Annotated in this window: 17 protein-coding genes; 2 read left to right on the forward strand and 15 right to left on the reverse strand. The window is 53.0% G+C overall.

The features are described 5' to 3' along the window. Window positions 1-182: 182 nt before the first annotated feature. From efp to AC27KL_RS05775, 4 genes are all read right to left on the reverse strand, one after another. On the reverse strand, window positions 183-740 hold the full coding sequence (gene efp, locus AC27KL_RS05760; protein WP_160041042.1) for an elongation factor P: 558 nt from the start codon (window positions 738-740) through the stop codon (window positions 183-185). A gap of 37 nt (window positions 741-777) precedes the next feature. After that, complete coding sequence (locus AC27KL_RS05765; protein WP_339324241.1) at window positions 778-1,854, reverse strand: M24 family metallopeptidase; 1,077 nt, start codon at window positions 1,852-1,854, stop codon at window positions 778-780. A gap of 51 nt (window positions 1,855-1,905) precedes the next feature. Continuing rightward, window positions 1,906-2,352 carry a type II 3-dehydroquinate dehydratase gene (gene aroQ / locus AC27KL_RS05770; protein ID WP_339324240.1) on the reverse strand — a complete coding sequence of 149 codons (447 nt, stop codon included), beginning with the start codon at window positions 2,350-2,352 and terminating at the stop codon, window positions 1,906-1,908. A gap of 84 nt (window positions 2,353-2,436) precedes the next feature. Further along, window positions 2,437-2,946: a YqhR family membrane protein gene (locus AC27KL_RS05775; RefSeq protein ID WP_339324239.1), complete on the reverse strand. Its 510-nt coding sequence runs from the start codon at window positions 2,944-2,946 to the stop codon at window positions 2,437-2,439. Window positions 2,947-3,144: 198 nt separating this feature from the next. Between AC27KL_RS05775 and AC27KL_RS05780 the strand changes: the two genes are divergently transcribed. Next, window positions 3,145-4,140: a DUF1385 domain-containing protein gene (locus tag AC27KL_RS05780; RefSeq protein WP_036714294.1), complete on the forward strand. Its 996-nt coding sequence runs from the start codon at window positions 3,145-3,147 to the stop codon at window positions 4,138-4,140. Between the two features lie 7 nt (window positions 4,141-4,147). Continuing rightward, the gene (locus AC27KL_RS05785) at window positions 4,148-4,465 is read left to right on the forward strand and encodes a hypothetical protein (RefSeq protein ID WP_212946945.1); all 318 of its coding nucleotides are present in this window, start codon (window positions 4,148-4,150) and stop codon (window positions 4,463-4,465) included. A gap of 143 nt (window positions 4,466-4,608) precedes the next feature. Here the strand turns inward: AC27KL_RS05785 and AC27KL_RS05790 are convergent, their stop codons facing one another. The 11 genes from AC27KL_RS05790 to AC27KL_RS05840 form a co-directional block, all read right to left on the reverse strand. Continuing rightward, complete coding sequence (locus AC27KL_RS05790; protein ID WP_339324238.1) at window positions 4,609-5,538, reverse strand: patatin-like phospholipase family protein; 930 nt, start codon at window positions 5,536-5,538, stop codon at window positions 4,609-4,611. A 76-nt stretch (window positions 5,539-5,614) separates the two neighbouring features. Then, window positions 5,615-7,204 carry a family 10 glycosylhydrolase gene (locus AC27KL_RS05795; RefSeq protein ID WP_487169111.1) on the reverse strand — a complete coding sequence of 530 codons (1,590 nt, stop codon included), beginning with the start codon at window positions 7,202-7,204 and terminating at the stop codon, window positions 5,615-5,617. Between the two features lie 139 nt (window positions 7,205-7,343). Next, complete coding sequence (gene mntR, locus AC27KL_RS05800) at window positions 7,344-7,769, reverse strand: transcriptional regulator MntR (RefSeq protein WP_036714291.1); 426 nt, start codon at window positions 7,767-7,769, stop codon at window positions 7,344-7,346. Between the two features lie 656 nt (window positions 7,770-8,425). Further along, window positions 8,426-9,139: a cytochrome c biogenesis CcdA family protein gene (locus tag AC27KL_RS05805; protein ID WP_212946951.1), complete on the reverse strand. Its 714-nt coding sequence runs from the start codon at window positions 9,137-9,139 to the stop codon at window positions 8,426-8,428. A gap of 21 nt (window positions 9,140-9,160) precedes the next feature. Continuing rightward, window positions 9,161-9,970 carry a metal ABC transporter permease gene (locus AC27KL_RS05810; protein WP_081992869.1) on the reverse strand — a complete coding sequence of 270 codons (810 nt, stop codon included), beginning with the start codon at window positions 9,968-9,970 and terminating at the stop codon, window positions 9,161-9,163. A 39-nt stretch (window positions 9,971-10,009) separates the two neighbouring features. Next, window positions 10,010-10,762, reverse strand: coding sequence for a metal ABC transporter ATP-binding protein (locus AC27KL_RS05815; RefSeq protein WP_487169112.1), 753 nt, complete (start codon window positions 10,760-10,762; stop codon window positions 10,010-10,012). Between the two features lie 43 nt (window positions 10,763-10,805). After that, on the reverse strand, window positions 10,806-11,717 hold the full coding sequence (locus AC27KL_RS05820; RefSeq protein WP_339325092.1) for a metal ABC transporter substrate-binding protein: 912 nt from the start codon (window positions 11,715-11,717) through the stop codon (window positions 10,806-10,808). A 222-nt stretch (window positions 11,718-11,939) separates the two neighbouring features. Next, complete coding sequence (metG, locus tag AC27KL_RS05825; RefSeq protein ID WP_487169113.1) at window positions 11,940-13,919, reverse strand: methionine--tRNA ligase; 1,980 nt, start codon at window positions 13,917-13,919, stop codon at window positions 11,940-11,942. Window positions 13,920-14,331: 412 nt separating this feature from the next. After that, window positions 14,332-14,601 carry a membrane protein insertion efficiency factor YidD gene (yidD, locus tag AC27KL_RS05830; protein ID WP_339324234.1) on the reverse strand — a complete coding sequence of 90 codons (270 nt, stop codon included), beginning with the start codon at window positions 14,599-14,601 and terminating at the stop codon, window positions 14,332-14,334. 1 nt (window position 14,602) lies between these two features. After that, complete coding sequence (locus tag AC27KL_RS05835; protein ID WP_339325091.1) at window positions 14,603-15,067, reverse strand: Fur family transcriptional regulator; 465 nt, start codon at window positions 15,065-15,067, stop codon at window positions 14,603-14,605. A gap of 274 nt (window positions 15,068-15,341) precedes the next feature. Next, on the reverse strand, window positions 15,342-16,319 hold the full coding sequence (locus AC27KL_RS05840; protein ID WP_445164759.1) for an ABC transporter substrate-binding protein: 978 nt from the start codon (window positions 16,317-16,319) through the stop codon (window positions 15,342-15,344). Between the last annotated feature and the right edge of the window lie 207 nt (window positions 16,320-16,526).

A 16,526-nucleotide genomic window follows, 5' to 3' on the forward strand; every position in this document is an offset into this window, starting at 1 on the left:
CAAACAGCCCATGAAAACCGAGATGGATTGATGCAAATGTCTTTTTACGCTTTAACATAGTATAATACGAAAGTTCATCGGGTAGGTAGACTTTTTTTGCGGCGGCCGCGCATATAAAAATCCCCCTCACCGTTCGTGAGGGGAATCCGTTAATAAACCGCTTCTTTGTTCCTGCCGAAACGTTACGCGCGGGAAATGTATTTGCCTTCGCGGGTATCAATCAGAAGCACGTCGCCTTCGTTGATGAAGAGCGGTACTTGCACGTTAAGACCTGTTTCAAGCTTCGCGTTCTTGGTCGCGCCGGTAGCCGTGTTGCCTTTGATGCCCGGCTCGGTTTCAACGACCTTGAGCTCAACGCTGGTCGGAAGGTTGATTCCGAGAATTTCACCCTGGTAGCTGACGATGTTCACGTTCATGTTTTCTTTCAGGAAGTTCAGTTCCCACTCGAGCTGATCGCTGTTCAGGGTGAATTGGTCGTAAGTCTCGTTGTCCATGAACGTATGCTCTTGGCCGCTGGCATACAGGTAGGAAACGCCGCGGTTTTCGATGATGGCGCGCCCGATGGTTTCTCCCGCACGGAACGTGCGCTCAACCGTGTTGCCGTTGCGCAGGTTTTTCAGTTTGGAGCGGACGAACGCCGCGCCTTTGCCTGGTTTTACGTGTTGGAAATCAAGAACGGTAAAAATATCGCCATCCACTTCTACCGTTAGTCCTGTTTTAAAGTCGTTTACTGAAATCACAAAAATGCCTCCTAAAATTAAGTATATATTGCTTCAATCACGCCGGTAATACGGTATATTCTTTCGGCGAATGCGTCAAGACAGCATTTCCCGTTTCCGTGATCACAATATCGTCTTCAATGCGCACGCCGCCAAGGCCCGGTATGTAGATGCCCGGTTCGACGGTCACGACCATGCCCGGCTTCAGGATATCGTCGCTCAGCTTGGACAGTCGCGGATTCTCATGCACTTCCATGCCGAGTCCGTGGCCCGTGCTGTGGCCGAATTGGTCGCCGTAGCCGTATTTCGCGATGATGTCGCGCGCCAGCGCGTCGGCTTCCCGCCCGGTCATGCCCGGCTTGATGTTCGCAACCGCATGCAGTTGGGCTTCCAGCACGATATCGTAAATTTCCTTCAGCTTCGGATCCGGTTTGCCGATCGCGATCGTGCGGGTCAAGTCGGAGCAATATCCGTCCAGCAGCGCGCCGAAATCGAACGTAATCAGCTCGTTCCCCGCGATCACGCGCTCGCTGGCCACGCCGTGCGGCATCGCGGAGCGTTCTCCCGAAGCGACGATCGTATCGAACGAAGAGCTGGTCGCGCCGTTTTTGCGCATGAAAAATTCCATCTCCAGATCGACTTCGCGTTCGGTCATGCCCGGTTTGATAAATTCCAAAATGTGTTTGAAGGTCGCGTCCGCAAGATCCGCGGCCCGCTGCATCACCTTCAGCTCTTCGGCATCCTTGATGATGCGAAGCTGCTCGACCAGGCCGGAAACCGGCACCAGCTCCGCAGGTTTAAGCTGTTCGGCATAAACGCTGTAGGCGGCGAACGTGACGTCATCCTGTTCAAACGCAAGCTTGCCGACGTTTGCGGCAGCCAGCAATTCCTTCACGGTATCCATCACCCGCTGCCCGTGTTCGACGACCCGGAAATCCTTCGTTTGTTCGGACGCCTGCGTCATGTAACGGAAGTCGGTCAGCAGGTAAGCATCGTTCATCGTAATCAAACAATAGCCCGAGGAGCCCGTAAATCCGGTCAAATAACGCCGGTTGATCGCACTCGTAACGAAAAGTGCCTCCACATTTTTTTGCTGCATCGCTTCACGCAATTTAAGCACACGATCTTTGCTCATTCGTTCGTCTCCTCTCTCTCGCGAGCTTCGTCCATGGAAAAGGAAAGCGGCTTATTGTCCCTGGCCCTCCAAGTGGCGAAGCAAGGCTATCAATCCCAGCTCGTAGCTGACAGCCCCGAATCCGGCGATTTGCCCGACAGCCACCGGAGCAATGACCGATGTATGGCGGAATTCCTCCCGGGCGTGGATGTTCGACAAATGCACTTCCACCGTCGGGATCCGGACAGAGCTGATGGCGTCGCGGACGGCGTAGCTGTAATGGGTCAGCGCCCCCGGATTCAGGACGATCCCGTCGGCTTTCCCCAAGGCTCCGTGGATCCGGTCGATGATGCCGCCTTCATGATTGGATTGGTAAAAGCTGAGCGTCACGCCGAGCGCTTCGGCTTTTCGGCTCAGGCCTTCCTCAATCGATTGAAGGCTTTGGGATCCGTATACGCCGGGCTCCCGAAGCCCCAGCAGGTTCAAATTCGGTCCGTTGATCACCCAAATGGTTCTCAAAATGGTATTCCCACCCTTACTGTCAAATAACCATCTGCTATTTTAACATAGGGAATGTCTACTTGAGAAGTTTTTTTGGTTGCTTCAAGCCTTTGCCCGCTTCGGTTCCCGCATGCGTTCATCCGTAAATTCGAATGCGATCGTATAACCGATGAACAGTCCCCACAGCAAAAAAAGGCAAAATTCGCTGACGATGGAATTCCAGCCGAGCTGGTTCAGCGGCTTCGTCATATGTAGCGGCGGCCCGGCGGCGGCAAAAATGACGCACCACCAGACGATCCCGTAGATGATCCCGGGCCACGGCCCTTTGAGTTTGCGGAACAACAGCACGTATATGACGGAAGCGATCACCGAGAGAACGATAAACATCAGCCAGCCGGCAAGCTGTCCCGCGCCGCTTTTCAGAAACCCGTGGTGAAAAAACGGTTCCCCCAGAAATCCCGGAATCACCTTCGTAAAGTTCAGCGTATAAAACAGCCAATGGATCGCGCCCCAGATGAATCCCGCAAAACATCCGAGTTCGAGTCCAAACCTAAGCGGGTTGGTCGGGCCTTCCTGCGACTTTTGGCGAAACGGTGCAACATAAGATGCCATCTTCGTCTGTCTCCTTTTGTTTTCCTTAGTATGGTTCATTTCCCTCGAGCCTAAACCAACTAGAAATCGGACCTGAAATTCGATACAATGGTAATAATCAACCCCGGCTTTCATGCGGAATCCCGCTATGGAAGTCGGAAGCCAATCACGGGATGCAATGAAAATCCTGAATCCATCTATCCAGGGAAGGTGAACTGGTTGTCGCAACAATCGAAACCCGTCAGCTACGGCGGCCAAGCTGTCATTGAAGGCGTGATGTTTGGCGGCAAATATGTCAATGTGACAGCCGTGCGTCGGAAAAATCAAGAGATTACGTTTTTGGAAGTACCCAAGCAGGACAAGGATTGGATCCGGAAGCTGCGCAAAATTCCGCTCTTGCGCGGTATCGTAAGCATTATAGATTCGAGCGCCAAAGGGACGAAACATTTGAACTATTCGGCGGATGCTTTTGCGGACGATACGCTCGAACCCGAAGAACGCGAAAAGCTGAAGCAAAAGGAAGAATCCAAATGGAGCCTCGGCATGATTATCGGCGTTTCCGCCGTGGGCGTGCTCTCCTTCGTGGTCGGCAAGCTGGTGCTGACGCTGCTCCCCGTCTTTTTGGAAAAATTTTTGTTCGGGGCGATGTTCGAGAACTATATATTGCATAATCTGATAGAAGGAGTCATCAAACTGCTGCTCCTGCTCGCTTATCTTTGGGGAATTTCCCAAACTCCCGTCATCAAAAGGCTGTTTCAATACCACGGCGCGGAGCACAAAGTGATCACGACGTACGAAGCCGGCGAAGAGCTGACCGTGGCAAACGTGCAAAAGCACAGCCGCCTTCATTACCGTTGCGGAAGCAGCTTCATGATGCTCACCATCGTCCTGGGCGTGCTGATTTATTCCCTCGTGCCGTGGGATAACATGACCCAGCGCGTGCTGCAGCGGATCATTCTGCTCCCCGTCGTCATTGCCGTCTCTTTTGAATTTTTGAAATTGACCAACGCGCTGCGGGACGTGCCGGTGCTCCGGTACCTGGGATACCCCGGCCTGTGGCTGCAGCTGTTGACGACCAAAGAGCCGAAGGACGATCAAGTGGAAGTTTCCATCGCGTCCTTCAAACGGATGCTCGAGCTGGACGCACAGATGGAAAAAGCGCCTGAAACGAACCAGCCTGTCAGAACAGGAGTCTTGGATCCCCTGAAAGGATGAGGATAAAATGAAAAGGCATGCTCTGATTTTTTGGATCGCCATCGGTTTGGCCGTACTCGGGATTGTCAATATCGTTTTTTCCGGTGGCTCCGGCCTCGGCAACATTCTCGTTCCGTTGTGCGTAATAGGCGTCGTATTTTTGCTTTATAAGTTTCCCCCTGCCCGTTACCGCAAAAAACCGAAGGTCAAACCTTCCGCCCGAACGATGGAAAAGGTGGCCGCGGCAAAACGTTCCCAATCGAATGGCAAACGAAAGCATTATCCTTTTCAGGTCATTGAAGGCTCCAAAGGCAAAAACGATGACCAGCAGCCCAAATATCATTGACTCCCTCCGTTATCCGACGGAGCATCCGCGAAACTGCAAACAAAAGGCGCTCATCCTCCCACAGGAAGATGAACGCCTTTTATTTTTAGGCAGGTCCCTAAATGCCTCTCTCAGCCCTGTTGATTGCCCCCGGCTCTGCCGCTTTATGATCCCGATCCCTTGAACCTTGCAAAAAATTTCGTTCCCGCCTGCACTCCCGATTCGTACAGCTCCATCGTTTCCTCCGGCGTGATGTGGAACTGCGTCGTACCTACGCCCAGGGTCGGAATTTTGATCGTCCGAAAACGGTTCACCTGCTCGATATACCGCTCGTCATGCGCGGACAACATCGTTTCGAACATGGCCGTCAGCATGCTGATGGGTCCCCGGATCATATGCGGCCTGCCCGAGCTGCGCCCCACCATTTGAAATCCGATTGTTTGGATCGGAGGCTGCCCGGGGTTTTCCGCGGAATCGTCGAACAGCCACAGCGGAAGGTTGCTGAGCAGCCCGCCGTCGACGACATATACGAACTGGTCCTTAAATGCTTTGCCGCGGGCGGCTTTTCCGCACATCCGCAAAATGACCGGATCAAAAAAATACGGAATGCTGGTGCTCATCCGGATCGCTTTGGACACTTCGAACGCGGCCGGATCGATGCCAAGCTTCGCCAGATCGCCGGGGAGGACCAAAATTTTGCCGTTCGTGATATCCGAGGCGATGATCATCAGCTTGCCTGCAGGCAGATCCGAAAACGTGCGAATCCCTTTCGATCTTAATATGTGATGAATCCAATATTCGAGTGCTTCTCCGGAATAAAGCCCTTTTTTCAGCAGGAGGCGCACAGCCGGACCGATGATTTTGGCGTTGAAAATAGGGGCGCGGTGGAGGAAGGATTGGAAGGGGGTCGTTTTGATGATTTCGCTCATTTCGCCCGCAGTAAACCCGGCGGCAAGCAGGGCCGCCACGATGGATCCCGAAGAGGTCCCCGCCACCCGGTTAAAAACCACTCCCGCGTCCTCCGCCGCTTTGACGGCCCCCGCAAGCGATATTCCTTTGACGCCTCCGCCCTCAAATACCGCATTAATGAGCATAGGAAAACCCCCGTCCTCATCTATTCAACATAATGTATGAGAACGGGGGTCGATTCATGACTTCATATGAACGATATTATTGCTGATAAAACGCGGTCAATGCCGGAACGAGTCCAAGCGGGTTGTTAATAAGGTTGGCCGCCCTGAAAAAGATGCTGCCTTTGACTTCGTCGTGCTGCGCATTGTATTTCAACTGATTGATGATCTCCTGGGCGCTCTGCCAGCCGGCTTCCGAAGTGCCCAGCTTATAGGCGGCATGGCCGACGTACAGGTCAACCCCGGTGCCCGCCACCTCATGGGACCACCAATCGACGAGCTTGTCGTATTGGGCGTTTTTGAACGACATGCTCCAATAGATTTGCGGAGCTACATAATCGATCCAGCGGTTTTGAATCCAGGTTCTGACGTCGGCGTAATAGGAGTCATATGCAGTAATGCCTGCATTCGTATCCGAACCGGTCGAATCCTTCGCTTTATTGCGCCATACGCCGAACGGGCTGATCCCGAAGGAAACCGCAGGTTTCGCCGCATGGATCGATTGGCCGAGCCGCTCGACGAAATCGTTGATATTGCCGCGCCGCCAGTCCGCTTTCGAAAGCCCTGTCGTGTTGTACGCGGCAAATGCGGCATCGTCATTAAACGTTCCGCTTGTAGGATAGAAATAATCGTCAAGGTGAACGCCGTCGATGTCGTATTTATTGACGACTTCCATGATGACGTCGATGACATGCTGCCGGGCTTCCGGAAGGCCGGGATCGATGATCAGCTGATTGTTCGATTTCACGATCCAGTCGGGATGCTGGATCGCCACATGATTGGCCGCCAGCTTGCTTGTGGCGGAGTCCATGCTCGCCCGGAACGGGTTGAACCAGGCATGGAACTGCATGCCGCGTTTATGCGCTTCTTCAATCATGAAACCCAGCGGATCGTAGCCGGGGTCTGTGCCTTGCGTTCCCGTCAAATATTTGGACCATGGCACCAGGTCCGATGGGTACAATGCGTCGCCTGCAGGACGAACCTGAACGAACACGGCGTTGATGCCTATCGCTTGCAGTTTGTCCAGCATCGCGGTGAACTCCTGCTTTTGCTGATCTATTTTTCCATAGGATTTCGCAGTCGGCCAATCGAGATTGGTCACGGTCGAGATCCATGCCCCGCGTAGATCCTTCGCCTGCTGCCCGCCTCCATTGCCGGGAACGGCCGGATCAGGTATGTATGCGCCCGAAATCAAGGCGATGTTTTGCGCCGTTTGGTTCCATAACACCTGCAGTCCCAGGTTTTCGCCGATAAAACGCAGCGGCACCATGATTCTGCCGTTTTTGATTTGGACGGAAGCATCGAGCGCAACGTCGGCGCCGTTGACCTGTGCCGTTTTTTTGCCGTTTGTGAGCGACATCGACGAACCGTTTTGGTTGATCGTGACCGTTTTCGTGGTCTGCTCCCAATTGACGTTTGCTCCCAAACCTTCGCTGATGACCCCGAGCGGAACCATCGTCACGTAAACTTTCGGTATGATGTAAGGCGCTACGTCGCTGGCGACGGGGTTGCCGTCCAATGTGATCGTGATCGGCGGCTTCGAGGATTTTGCTTGAACGTTGGCGACGGGTAACATCAGGATCAATACAAGTGCCAGAACCATCCATCGTTGAAACTTCCAAAACCTCATTCTACGAATCCTCCACAAATAATAGATTTGCAGGCATAGAGCACCGCGCCGGAAAAGGCCGGCGTCTGCCTTGTGCTGTATGGGCTTCTTCCAAAAACGAAGAGGCATCCGTCTCTTTAAGAAGGGACAGATGCCTTTTTTACGAATCGCCCACTAGTTCGTTATGAATGTTCCGCAATTCCTGAAGACGCTGCTCATCCCGGCGGAAATATTCTACAAGCGTTTCGATGTGCGTAATGGAATCCCAGCTCAAATGATGCTCGATCCCTTCTACGTCGGTGTAGATATGCTCATCGGACACGCCGATCATGGTCAAAAACTCTTCCAAGAGTTTATGGCGGTCAACCAGGCGTTTTCCCATTTTTTTGCCTTTGCTGGTCAATACGAGTCCCCGGTATTTTTCGTAGATCAGATACTCGTCTTTATCCAGTTTTTGAATCATTTTGGTTACGGATGAAGGATGAACCTCCAGGCCTTCGGCAATGTCCGAAACGCGAGCATATCCTTTTTCGTCAATCAGCTTGTAGATGCGCTCCAAATAATCCTCCATGCTGGGCGTTGGCATCTTCTTCCCTCTCTTCTCTTTTTAAGCATGACACTAAATACCTGCTCTTGTAATGATACATGTTTCCAAGATCACTTGGCAAGTCCCGCCGGGGAACGCCGCTTCCCCATGGCGGCCCCGAAACCGCTTCACGCCTCGTAAACCAGGCGACGTCCCGGACCGGAATGCCGGAGGGAACCAAGGCGAACACGAAACCGCCAAAACGCTGCGCAGGCCAAGCCGTTCGTTGCCTGGACCTTGTTTATTTTTAGCCGGATGCACCGAACTATTCCAAAAGCCCAAAAATGAATCGAATCGTTCCAGCAATCACCGGGCGCTGCCATCCCCTCTTCAAATTACGCCGGGGGCCAAGCATCTGTGCGTGTCTACGTCTACATGATGCAAAATGGAGGAATCCAAAGCCTTAAATGGAGGAGAGAAACGAGAACCTCCCCCGTTGTAAGGCCTGAAAGGCGCGAGAGCCGCTTTACCGCCTGGTTTCGCCATTGCCCCGACCGTTTGGGTATGACGTCTGGAAAAACGGCTGCAGGAAGCTTCTGAAGCGTTTGACCGCAGGCGCTGTTGATGACCGATTGCCCGAAGGAACGGCAAAAACGCCCTGCGCCGGTTTCGGCACAGAGCGTATTGTTTTTCCATCGCTTCGAACGGTGGTTCGGCTAGAATTTCATCCATTCCGGCGTGATCGCCTGCAGCCAAATCGTAATTTTGGTCATCTGGTTCGTAAACAGCAGCACGCCCATCAGCAGCATCAACGCGCCGCCGATTTTCATCATGATGCCGGAATATTTTACGATCCAGCGGGTGGAACCGATAAAAAACGCAAGCACGAAAAACGGGATCGCAAACCCGAGCGAATAAGCCGTAATCAGCGAAAACCACGAACCTGGCTGAGTTGCGGCAAGCCCAATAATTGCAGTTAAAATCGGTCCGACGCAAGGCGACCATCCGGCTGAAAACCCGATGCCGAAAATAAAGGAACCTATGTATCCGGCAGGCTTGAATTTCAGATCCATTTTATAGTCCCTCATCAGAAACTTCGGTTGAAAGATACCGATAAGGAAAAGTCCCATTAAAATGATCAAAATGGCGGAAAGCTGACGGATCAGATCACGATTGTTGTAAAAAAAGCTGCCTAAAAAACCTGCGCTCACCCCAAGGGTGTAAAACACTACTGAAAAACCCAAAATAAATGCTAGCGTATGCGTCATCGTCCGGAACCGGACTTCCCTTTTGTTTTGCTCCGTTTTAAGCTGCTGCACCGACATGCCCGTAATATAAGACAAATAGGACGGATATAGCGGCAAACAGCAAGGAGAAATGAAAGAAGCCAGTCCCGCCAAAAACGCGATACCGATATTCAAGTTCGACAAGGCCGTACCCCCTAATCTATGTTAAACCGAAAGTCCTTTTTTGCCGGCCATGGTTAACACAAGAAGCAGAATCAGCAGGAGCACGATGGTGGCCCCAGGCGCCAAATTCCAAATGCCGGCGATGACGAGCCCGATAATGACGGCGATTTCGGAAATGACCACGGATAAGATGACGGAGGATTTGAAGCTGCGCGCGATCAGCAGGCTGATGGCGACCGGTATCGTCAGCAAAGCCGACACGAGCAGCGCCCCGACGATTTTGATAGCCGTGCTGATGACGAGCGCGGTCAAAACCGTGATCAACATGTTAAGCAAACGCACCGGCAGCCCATTGACGCTTGCGGCGTCCTCCTCGAAGCTGAGCAGGAAAAACTCTTTGAAAAACAAGGCGACCACCGCGACAACGACCACCGTAACGGCTCCGACCACGTACAAATCCTGCGTATCCAAGGTATAAATGCTTCCGAACAAATAACTCATCACATCTGTATTGTAACCCATACCGAGCGTAAAAAACAAAGAAGCCAGCGCAACGCCGCCGGACATGATGATGGCAATGGACAGCTCGGCGTAGCTTTTATAAGCTTTCCGGAGCTTTTCGATCGCAAACGAAGCGACAACCGCAAAGACAAGGCCTGCGCCAAGCGGGTACACCTCGATCAAAAAACCGAGCGCCACCCCGGCAATCGTGACGTGCGCAAGCGTATCGCCGATCATGGACAACCTACGCAGCACCAAAAATATCCCGATCAGCGGAGCGGTAATGCCGATCAAGATCCCCCCGGCAAGCGCCCGCTGAAAAAAATCACTAAGCATAATATCGATAACCATTCAAACGACTCCTTCTCGCAAATTGCTTTCGGCTCCGGGTCAAGACAACGAATGCTGCAAATCCGGAACCTCGCAATTTTGAATATCATGGGAATGCCGGACGTAAAAATTGATGCTGCCGTTCTGCTGTTTGGGCTGTTGGCCCAGGTAACTTTCGACCATCCCCATATCATGCGAAACCATCAGGAACGTCATGTGGTGATGCTGATGCATATGCGTGACGAGCTCGAAAAAATCGGCCTGGGTTTTGGCGTCGATGCCAACGGTAGGCTCATCCAAAATAAGCAAATCCGGACGATTGATCATCGCCCTCGCCAGAAAGGCGCGCTGCTGCTGGCCTCCCGACAGCTCACCGATCTTTTTGCCGGCGATCGATTCGATGCCCATGACCTCCATCGCGTCGTCGCATTTTTGCTGCTGGCTTTTGCCGACTCTTCTAAACAGCGTTTTGTTATTGTACAAGCCCGACATCACGACCTCGCGCACCGTGGCCGGAAATAAAGGATTAAACGCGTTTTTTTGCGGAACGTAACCGATCCGCTCCCAGTCCTTGAACTTGCGGATCGGCTGGCCGAACAGCCGGATCTGCCCGTCCCCCGCAGGCAAAAGCCCGACGATCATCCGGAGCAGCGTCGATTTGCCCGCGCCGTTGGACCCGATAATGCCGACGAAATCCCGTTCTTTGGCTGAAAAACTTAAATCGGAGATGACCTGCTGGCCCCGGTAGGAAAAAGAAACATGCTCCAGTTCCACCACGGGCTGATGGCAATCTTCGAGGTTCGGCGTTAACATAGTGGATCTCCACCTTTCTCATAGGAATCGCTGCCGGAATCTCCTATTCCTGCAGCGCCAAAATCAGATTCGCCAAATTATTGCGCATGAGCGAAAAATAATCGTCGCCGCGCTTCAGCTGATCTTCGGTCAAACCTTCGACCGGGTTCAGCACGAGCACTTCCGCCCCCGTTTCGGAAGCCAGCGTTTTGGCTAGTTTATCGGAAACGAGCTCTTCGAAAAAGATATAATGGATTCCTTCTTCCTTCACGAGGTTCGACAGCTCCAGCAAATCCCGTGAACGCGGCTCCGCATCGGGAGAAAGCCCCATAATGGCATGCTGCGTCAAACCGTAATCCCGAGCCAGATAACCGAAAGCCTCGTGGGACACGACGATTTCCTTTCGCGGCATCTTGCCGAGTTGGGAGGTGAATTCACGATCCAGTTCTTCAAGACGTTTCTTCAAATTCAAATAACGTTCGTTATAAGCATCCTTGTGGGCCGGATCGGCTTCAATATAACTGTTTTTCATGTTTTCCGCCATGATCAGCGCCGATTTCGGGCTTACCCACGTGTGCGGATCGACATGATGCTGATGGCTGTGGCCTGCGCCTTCCTGATGCTCGTGTTCATGCTCATCCTCTTCGTTTGCTTCGATCAGCTTGATGCCCCGGCTGACCTCGTAAGCCTTCACCTGGCTGTCCCGGTTCAGCCCCTTCAAAAACTGCGGAACCCATCCTTCCAGTCCGGCGCCGTTATAAAAAAACAGCTGCGCTTTCGACGTATTGACGATGTCCTGGCTTCGCGGCGTCCAATCATGGGGTTCGACGCCCGCCGGCAGCAAATTGATAACGTTGGCGTCTTCGCCGCCGATCGCTTTCGCAAATTCGTATATCGGGTAAAAGGTAGTCACCACATTGACCTTGCCTTCAACGATTTTCCCTTGGCTCTGCGGACCGCAGCCTGCCGCCAGCATGACGATCAGCACGATCAGCCCGACCGCCCCGCTTCTAAGCCTCCATGTTTTTTTCACCTGACTAAAACCTTCCTTAATCGTAATTTTTACTAACAAATTATAGAATGGGCTTTGAAAACTTGTCAACACCCAGGCAAAAAAAGACGGAATACCTTATGGCTGCAAAGGTACTCCGTCTTATTATTCCCTAGATATGCTCTTGTTCAGACCGGTTAAGTCCGATTACTTGACTACGGCTCCGTTCGGCATGCCGTCAGGCACGGTGGCCAAGGTCAGTTGGTCGCCTTGGGAGGCCGCCAAAATCATGCCTTGCGACAGCTCGCCCCGCAGCTTGACCGGCTTCAGGTTCGTCACGCAGATGACCTTCCGTCCGACCAGCTCTTCCGGCTTATAAAATTTGGCGATGCCGGAAACGACCTGGCGTTGTTCGAAGCCAAGGTCGAGCTGGAGCTTCAGCAATTTGTCGGCTTTTTTGACGGGTTCGGCGGCGATGACCTGCGCGACGCGCAGCTCGACTTTGGCGAAGTCCTCGATGCCGATCTCTTCTTTGAGCTCCGGCGCTTCCGCCGCGGCCGGCGTTTCAGCTTTAGCCGTTTCCGCTTCGCTTGCCGCAGGCGCGCCGCCGGTCATCGCTTCCTTAATATAAGCGACTTCCTGCTCCGCATCCAGCCGCGGGAAGATCGGGTTGCCTTTGACCAGCTGCGTGCCGGCCGGAATCAAACCGAATGTTTTTCCGCTGTCCCACGCGGTCAGTTCGCCTTCTTGAATGCCCAGCTGCTCCCAAATTTTACGCGGCGCCTGGGTCAGGAACGGCTGCAGCAGAATCGAGGTTATGCGCAGGCTTTCCACCAAATGCGTCATGACCGAAGCCAATTCGCCGCGTTTGCTTTCGTCTTTTGCGAGCGCCCAAGGCTGGGTTTCGTCGATGTATTTGTTGCTGCGGCTGATGAACTGGCTGATCGCCGTCAAAGCGACGCTAAACTCCATGTTTTCCATGGCTTCTTCGACCTTTTGATATACGGCTTTTGCTGCATCTTCAAGCTCGCCGTCGAATGCGGTGACGCCGGATTTGTACTCAGGCACCCTTCCGTCGAAATATTTGTCGACCATCGCAACGGTACGGTTCAGCAGGTTGCCGAGGTCGTTCGCCAAATCGGAATTGACGCGTTCCACAAAACTTTCGGGCGTAAAGGTTCCGTCCGCGCCAAACGGCACTTCGCGAAGCAGATAATAACGCAGCGTGTCCAGGCCGTAGCGGTCGATGAGCGTCACCGGGTCCACGACGTTGCCTTTGGATTTCGACATTTTGCCGTCCTTCATCAAAAGCCAGCCGTGCGCAAAAACTTTTTTCGGCAGCGGCAGATCCAGCGCCATCAAAATGATTGGCCAATAAATCGTATGGAAACGGACGATCTCCTTGCTCATCAGATGGACGTCCGCAGGCCAATATTTATCGAACAACGACGTATCCTCCGAGCCGTAGCCGAGCGCCGTGATATAGTTCAGCAGGGCATCGATCCACACGTAAACGACATGCTTCGGATCGCTTTTGACTTTGACGCCCCATTCGTAGGTCGTCCGGGAAACGGCCAAATCTTCAAGACCCGGCTTGATGAAATTGTTGATCATTTCGTTTTTGCGGGAAACCGGCTGAATGAAATCCGGATGCTCTTCGTAATACTGAAGCAGGCGATCGACGTATTTGCTCATGCGGAAGAAGTAGCTTTCCTCTTTTACGCGCTCCACGGGACGTCCGCAGTCCGGACATTTGCCGTCCACGAGCTGTCTTTCCAGGAAAAAGGACTCGTCCGGCGTGCAATACCAGCCTTCGTATTCGCCTTTGTAGATGTCGCCTTGCGCAAGCAGGCGTTCAAACACTTCCTGCACGACTTTCGTATGGCGCGGTTCGGTCGTGCGGATAAAATCGTCGTTGGAGATGTCGAGCTTTTTCCACAGCTCCTTGATGCCCGCCACGATATCGTCGACGAACTGCTGCGGCGTTTTGCCCGCTTCGGCTGCTTTGCGTTCGATTTTTTGCCCGTGCTCGTCGGTCCCCGTCAAATAACGCACGTCATAGCCGCGAAGCTTTTTGTAACGGACCATGGCGTCGCCGGCCACCGTCGTGTAGGCATGGCCGATATGCAGCTTGTCGCTCGGGTAATAGATCGGCGTCGTCAAATAAAACGTCTTTTTTTCGGACATAGGTTTGTCATCCTCCACATACTGATATTTTCCTGAATCGGGATTTGGCAAAGTCGCTTTTTCGATTTCGGCAAAATCCCCGTAAAACAAAAAAATCCCGCCCCGCTATGGGACGAGAGTTCTCTCACGTGTTACCACCCAATTTCCCCGCTTCCTCCCGGAAGACAGGCTCCATCGGTTCCCGGCAGCCGCCGGTGACCATCCATTAACGCTGGAACACGCCGCATCCTTACGCAGCCGGACGTAAACGTCAGCTCCGCTCGAAAGCAGTTCCTCCGGGACCATCTTCGGAAAATCGCCTAGACCGGTTTGCAGCTCCCCCGGCTCTCTGAGCTAAGCGGACATTTTCTTACTCATCCGTTCGTCGGAAATGCCATATATTCCTTAATATACTGAACCGAACCGGCCAAAGTCAAGTGAGGCGTCCGGCGCTGCTCCCGTGCTTGCCGCCTTTTTCCTTGCGCGGCGGGACCGGATCCAATCCTCCGGGGTGAAACGGCTGGCATTTGGCGATCCGTTTGGCCGCCAGCCAGGAGCCTTTTAAGGCCCCGTGCACTTCAATCGCTTCCAAAGCGTAAGCCGAGCAGGTCGGATAAAACCTGCAGGTCGGCGGCTTGAGCGGCGAGATGAATTTGCGGTAGAACCGGATCGGGCCTTGAACCGCTTTCCGGGAAATGCCCATCTTATCGCCCTCCGGCGGTTTTGGAGGCACCGGAACCCGCCTCGTCCGGCACGGCTTGCTGGCAGTCCTTACAATATCCGAACACTTCGAATTTATGCGTCACGACTTGAAATTGTTCGGGAGCATCCGTAAATTGCACGGGGCAGAAATGGATCGGATACGTCCGCTGGCACTGCAGGCAGATCATGTGGTGATGATGGTGATCCTCGCTGCAGCTGGCCTTGAATTTGATGCCGTCTTCAAAAACGACCTGCTCCAGGACGCCAAGCTCCTGCATGACCCTGAGGTTGCGGTATACCGTATCAAAGCTTAAACCGCTATATTTTTTACACATATACTCATAAACGTCCTTGGCCGACAAATACCCCGCATGTTCGCCAAACAAGCCGGCGAGCGTCTTCCGCTGGTCGGTAATGCGCAGTCCCTGTTCCGACATGGCGTTAATGATCTGGTCCGTCGAAAGCATTACGCTCATCCTCCCGTCGAGATCAACGCAAAAAGCATTGTCTTCGCTTTTGCCGCTTTCCTCAAAATCGATCGAATTTTGCGGCATGTTAATACTTTTAATAATGCCTCAAAACGGCATGACAGTCAATCGAAGCACCCGCTTCCGCTGCCAAAGCCGAACGTTTGAAGCAGGATCCGCCGTCCCGCAACAAAAAAAGAAGCTCCCCCGCGGCAAGCTGCGGCTTGCTCTTCGGGAAAGCCTCTTTGTGTCGACTTTCTGAATGTTTTTTTCTTTATTTTACGAAATAAGTTTTCAGCTGATCCAGCATCAGGTTAGCCGCGAGAACGCCGCCTGCCGTGTTCCAGATGACGTCGTCGACTTTATGGGCGTTGCCCTTTTTCACGACATCGAGGTTTTTCCACAGGTTATCGTTAGTCCATTCTTTTTCCATTTCGCTTCCTTTGCCGTCGCCGGTTTCATACGTGAAATAGAACAGAATGTCGCCGTCCATTTCCGGAATGCGCTCTTTGCCTACGTCGTCGGCGAAACCTTGTTTTTCTTGGGCTTTCGGACGGGCGAACCCAAGCTCATTCAGGATGAGTCCCGAGAACGTTTCGCTGTAATAAATACGGGCTTTGCCCGGCATAAAACGGACCATGGAGACTTTCGTCTTCAGCTTGTCGCCGAGTTCCGCCTTCAGGTCGGCCACGTGCTTGTCGTATGCGGCCAGGACTTCGTCGCCTTTGTCCTTCATATTGACGGCATCCGCCCACAGCTTGAAGTTTTCCTTCCACTCGCCGCGCAGCGTCTCGGAGAAGACGGTCGGCGCGATCGCGGACAGCTGGTCATAGATTTTTTCCTGGCGCATTTTCGTGCCCAGAATGAGGTCCGGCTTCAATGCCGCGATGGCCTCCACGTTCGGCTGGCCTTCTTCGCCCAGGTTTTCTACGCCCTGCATCTGATCCTTGATATGCGGATACCATGGATCCCCGGTCCAGGATTTAACGGCTCCGACGGGTTTGATGCCAAGCGACAAAAGGGCTTCGGTGCCTTCGTTGGTCAAAACCACGACACGCTGCGGGTGAGCCGGCACTTCGACCTTGCCCATGATCGTCTCGACGGTGCGTTTCGCATTGTCCGTGCTTTGCTCCGCCTCTTTATTTCCGCTTTCGCTTCCCGTGCCCGCGGTATTTCCGCTGCCGCTGCCGCAGGCGGACAAGACGAGTACCGCTGCCAGAAGCATAAGTATGATTCCGTTCCACTTTTTCATATAATCTATGTCTCCCCTTCGAATTCTCTGATAATGATTATCAGTATCGAATCTTATCCTAATCGATAACGCTTCGGCTTGTCAACAACGAAGAGAAAACATCGGACTTCCGTATGCGAATCCCCTTTCATGGCCTGCCTCAATTGAGAATGATATTCATTGACAAGTTTCATCCCTCCCCTTACACTTTTAGATGTTGTTTATTTG

The organism is Paenibacillus sp. YAE3 (assembly GCF_057546105.1).

Excerpts from the sequence above, each read along its gene's own strand:
- AC27KL_RS05765 (WP_339324241.1), bottom strand. The coding sequence starts at position 1,854 with ATGAGCAAAGATCGTGTGCTTAAATTGCGTGAAGCGATGCAGCAAAAA.
- AC27KL_RS05775 (WP_339324239.1), bottom strand. The coding sequence starts at position 2,946 with ATGGCATCTTATGTTGCACCGTTTCGCCAAAAGTCGCAGGAAGGCCCG.
- AC27KL_RS05785 (WP_212946945.1), top strand. The coding sequence starts at position 4,148 with ATGAAAAGGCATGCTCTGATTTTTTGGATCGCCATCGGTTTGGCCGTA.
- AC27KL_RS05790 (WP_339324238.1), bottom strand. The coding sequence starts at position 5,538 with ATGCTCATTAATGCGGTATTTGAGGGCGGAGGCGTCAAAGGAATATCG.
- AC27KL_RS05795 (WP_487169111.1), bottom strand. The coding sequence starts at position 7,204 with ATGAGGTTTTGGAAGTTTCAACGATGGATGGTTCTGGCACTTGTATTG.
- mntR (WP_036714291.1), bottom strand. The coding sequence starts at position 7,769 with ATGCCAACGCCCAGCATGGAGGATTATTTGGAGCGCATCTACAAGCTG.
- AC27KL_RS05810 (WP_081992869.1), bottom strand. The coding sequence starts at position 9,970 with ATGGTTATCGATATTATGCTTAGTGATTTTTTTCAGCGGGCGCTTGCC.
- AC27KL_RS05815 (WP_487169112.1), bottom strand. The coding sequence starts at position 10,762 with ATGTTAACGCCGAACCTCGAAGATTGCCATCAGCCCGTGGTGGAACTG.
- AC27KL_RS05820 (WP_339325092.1), bottom strand. The coding sequence starts at position 11,717 with ATGCTGGCGGCAGGCTGCGGTCCGCAGAGCCAAGGGAAAATCGTTGAA.
- metG (WP_487169113.1), bottom strand. The coding sequence starts at position 13,919 with ATGTCCGAAAAAAAGACGTTTTATTTGACGACGCCGATCTATTACCCG.
- yidD (WP_339324234.1), bottom strand. The coding sequence starts at position 14,601 with ATGGGCATTTCCCGGAAAGCGGTTCAAGGCCCGATCCGGTTCTACCGC.
- AC27KL_RS05835 (WP_339325091.1), bottom strand. The coding sequence starts at position 15,067 with ATGCTTTCGACGGACCAGATCATTAACGCCATGTCGGAACAGGGACTG.
- AC27KL_RS05840 (WP_445164759.1), bottom strand. The coding sequence starts at position 16,319 with ATGAAAAAGTGGAACGGAATCATACTTATGCTTCTGGCAGCGGTACTC.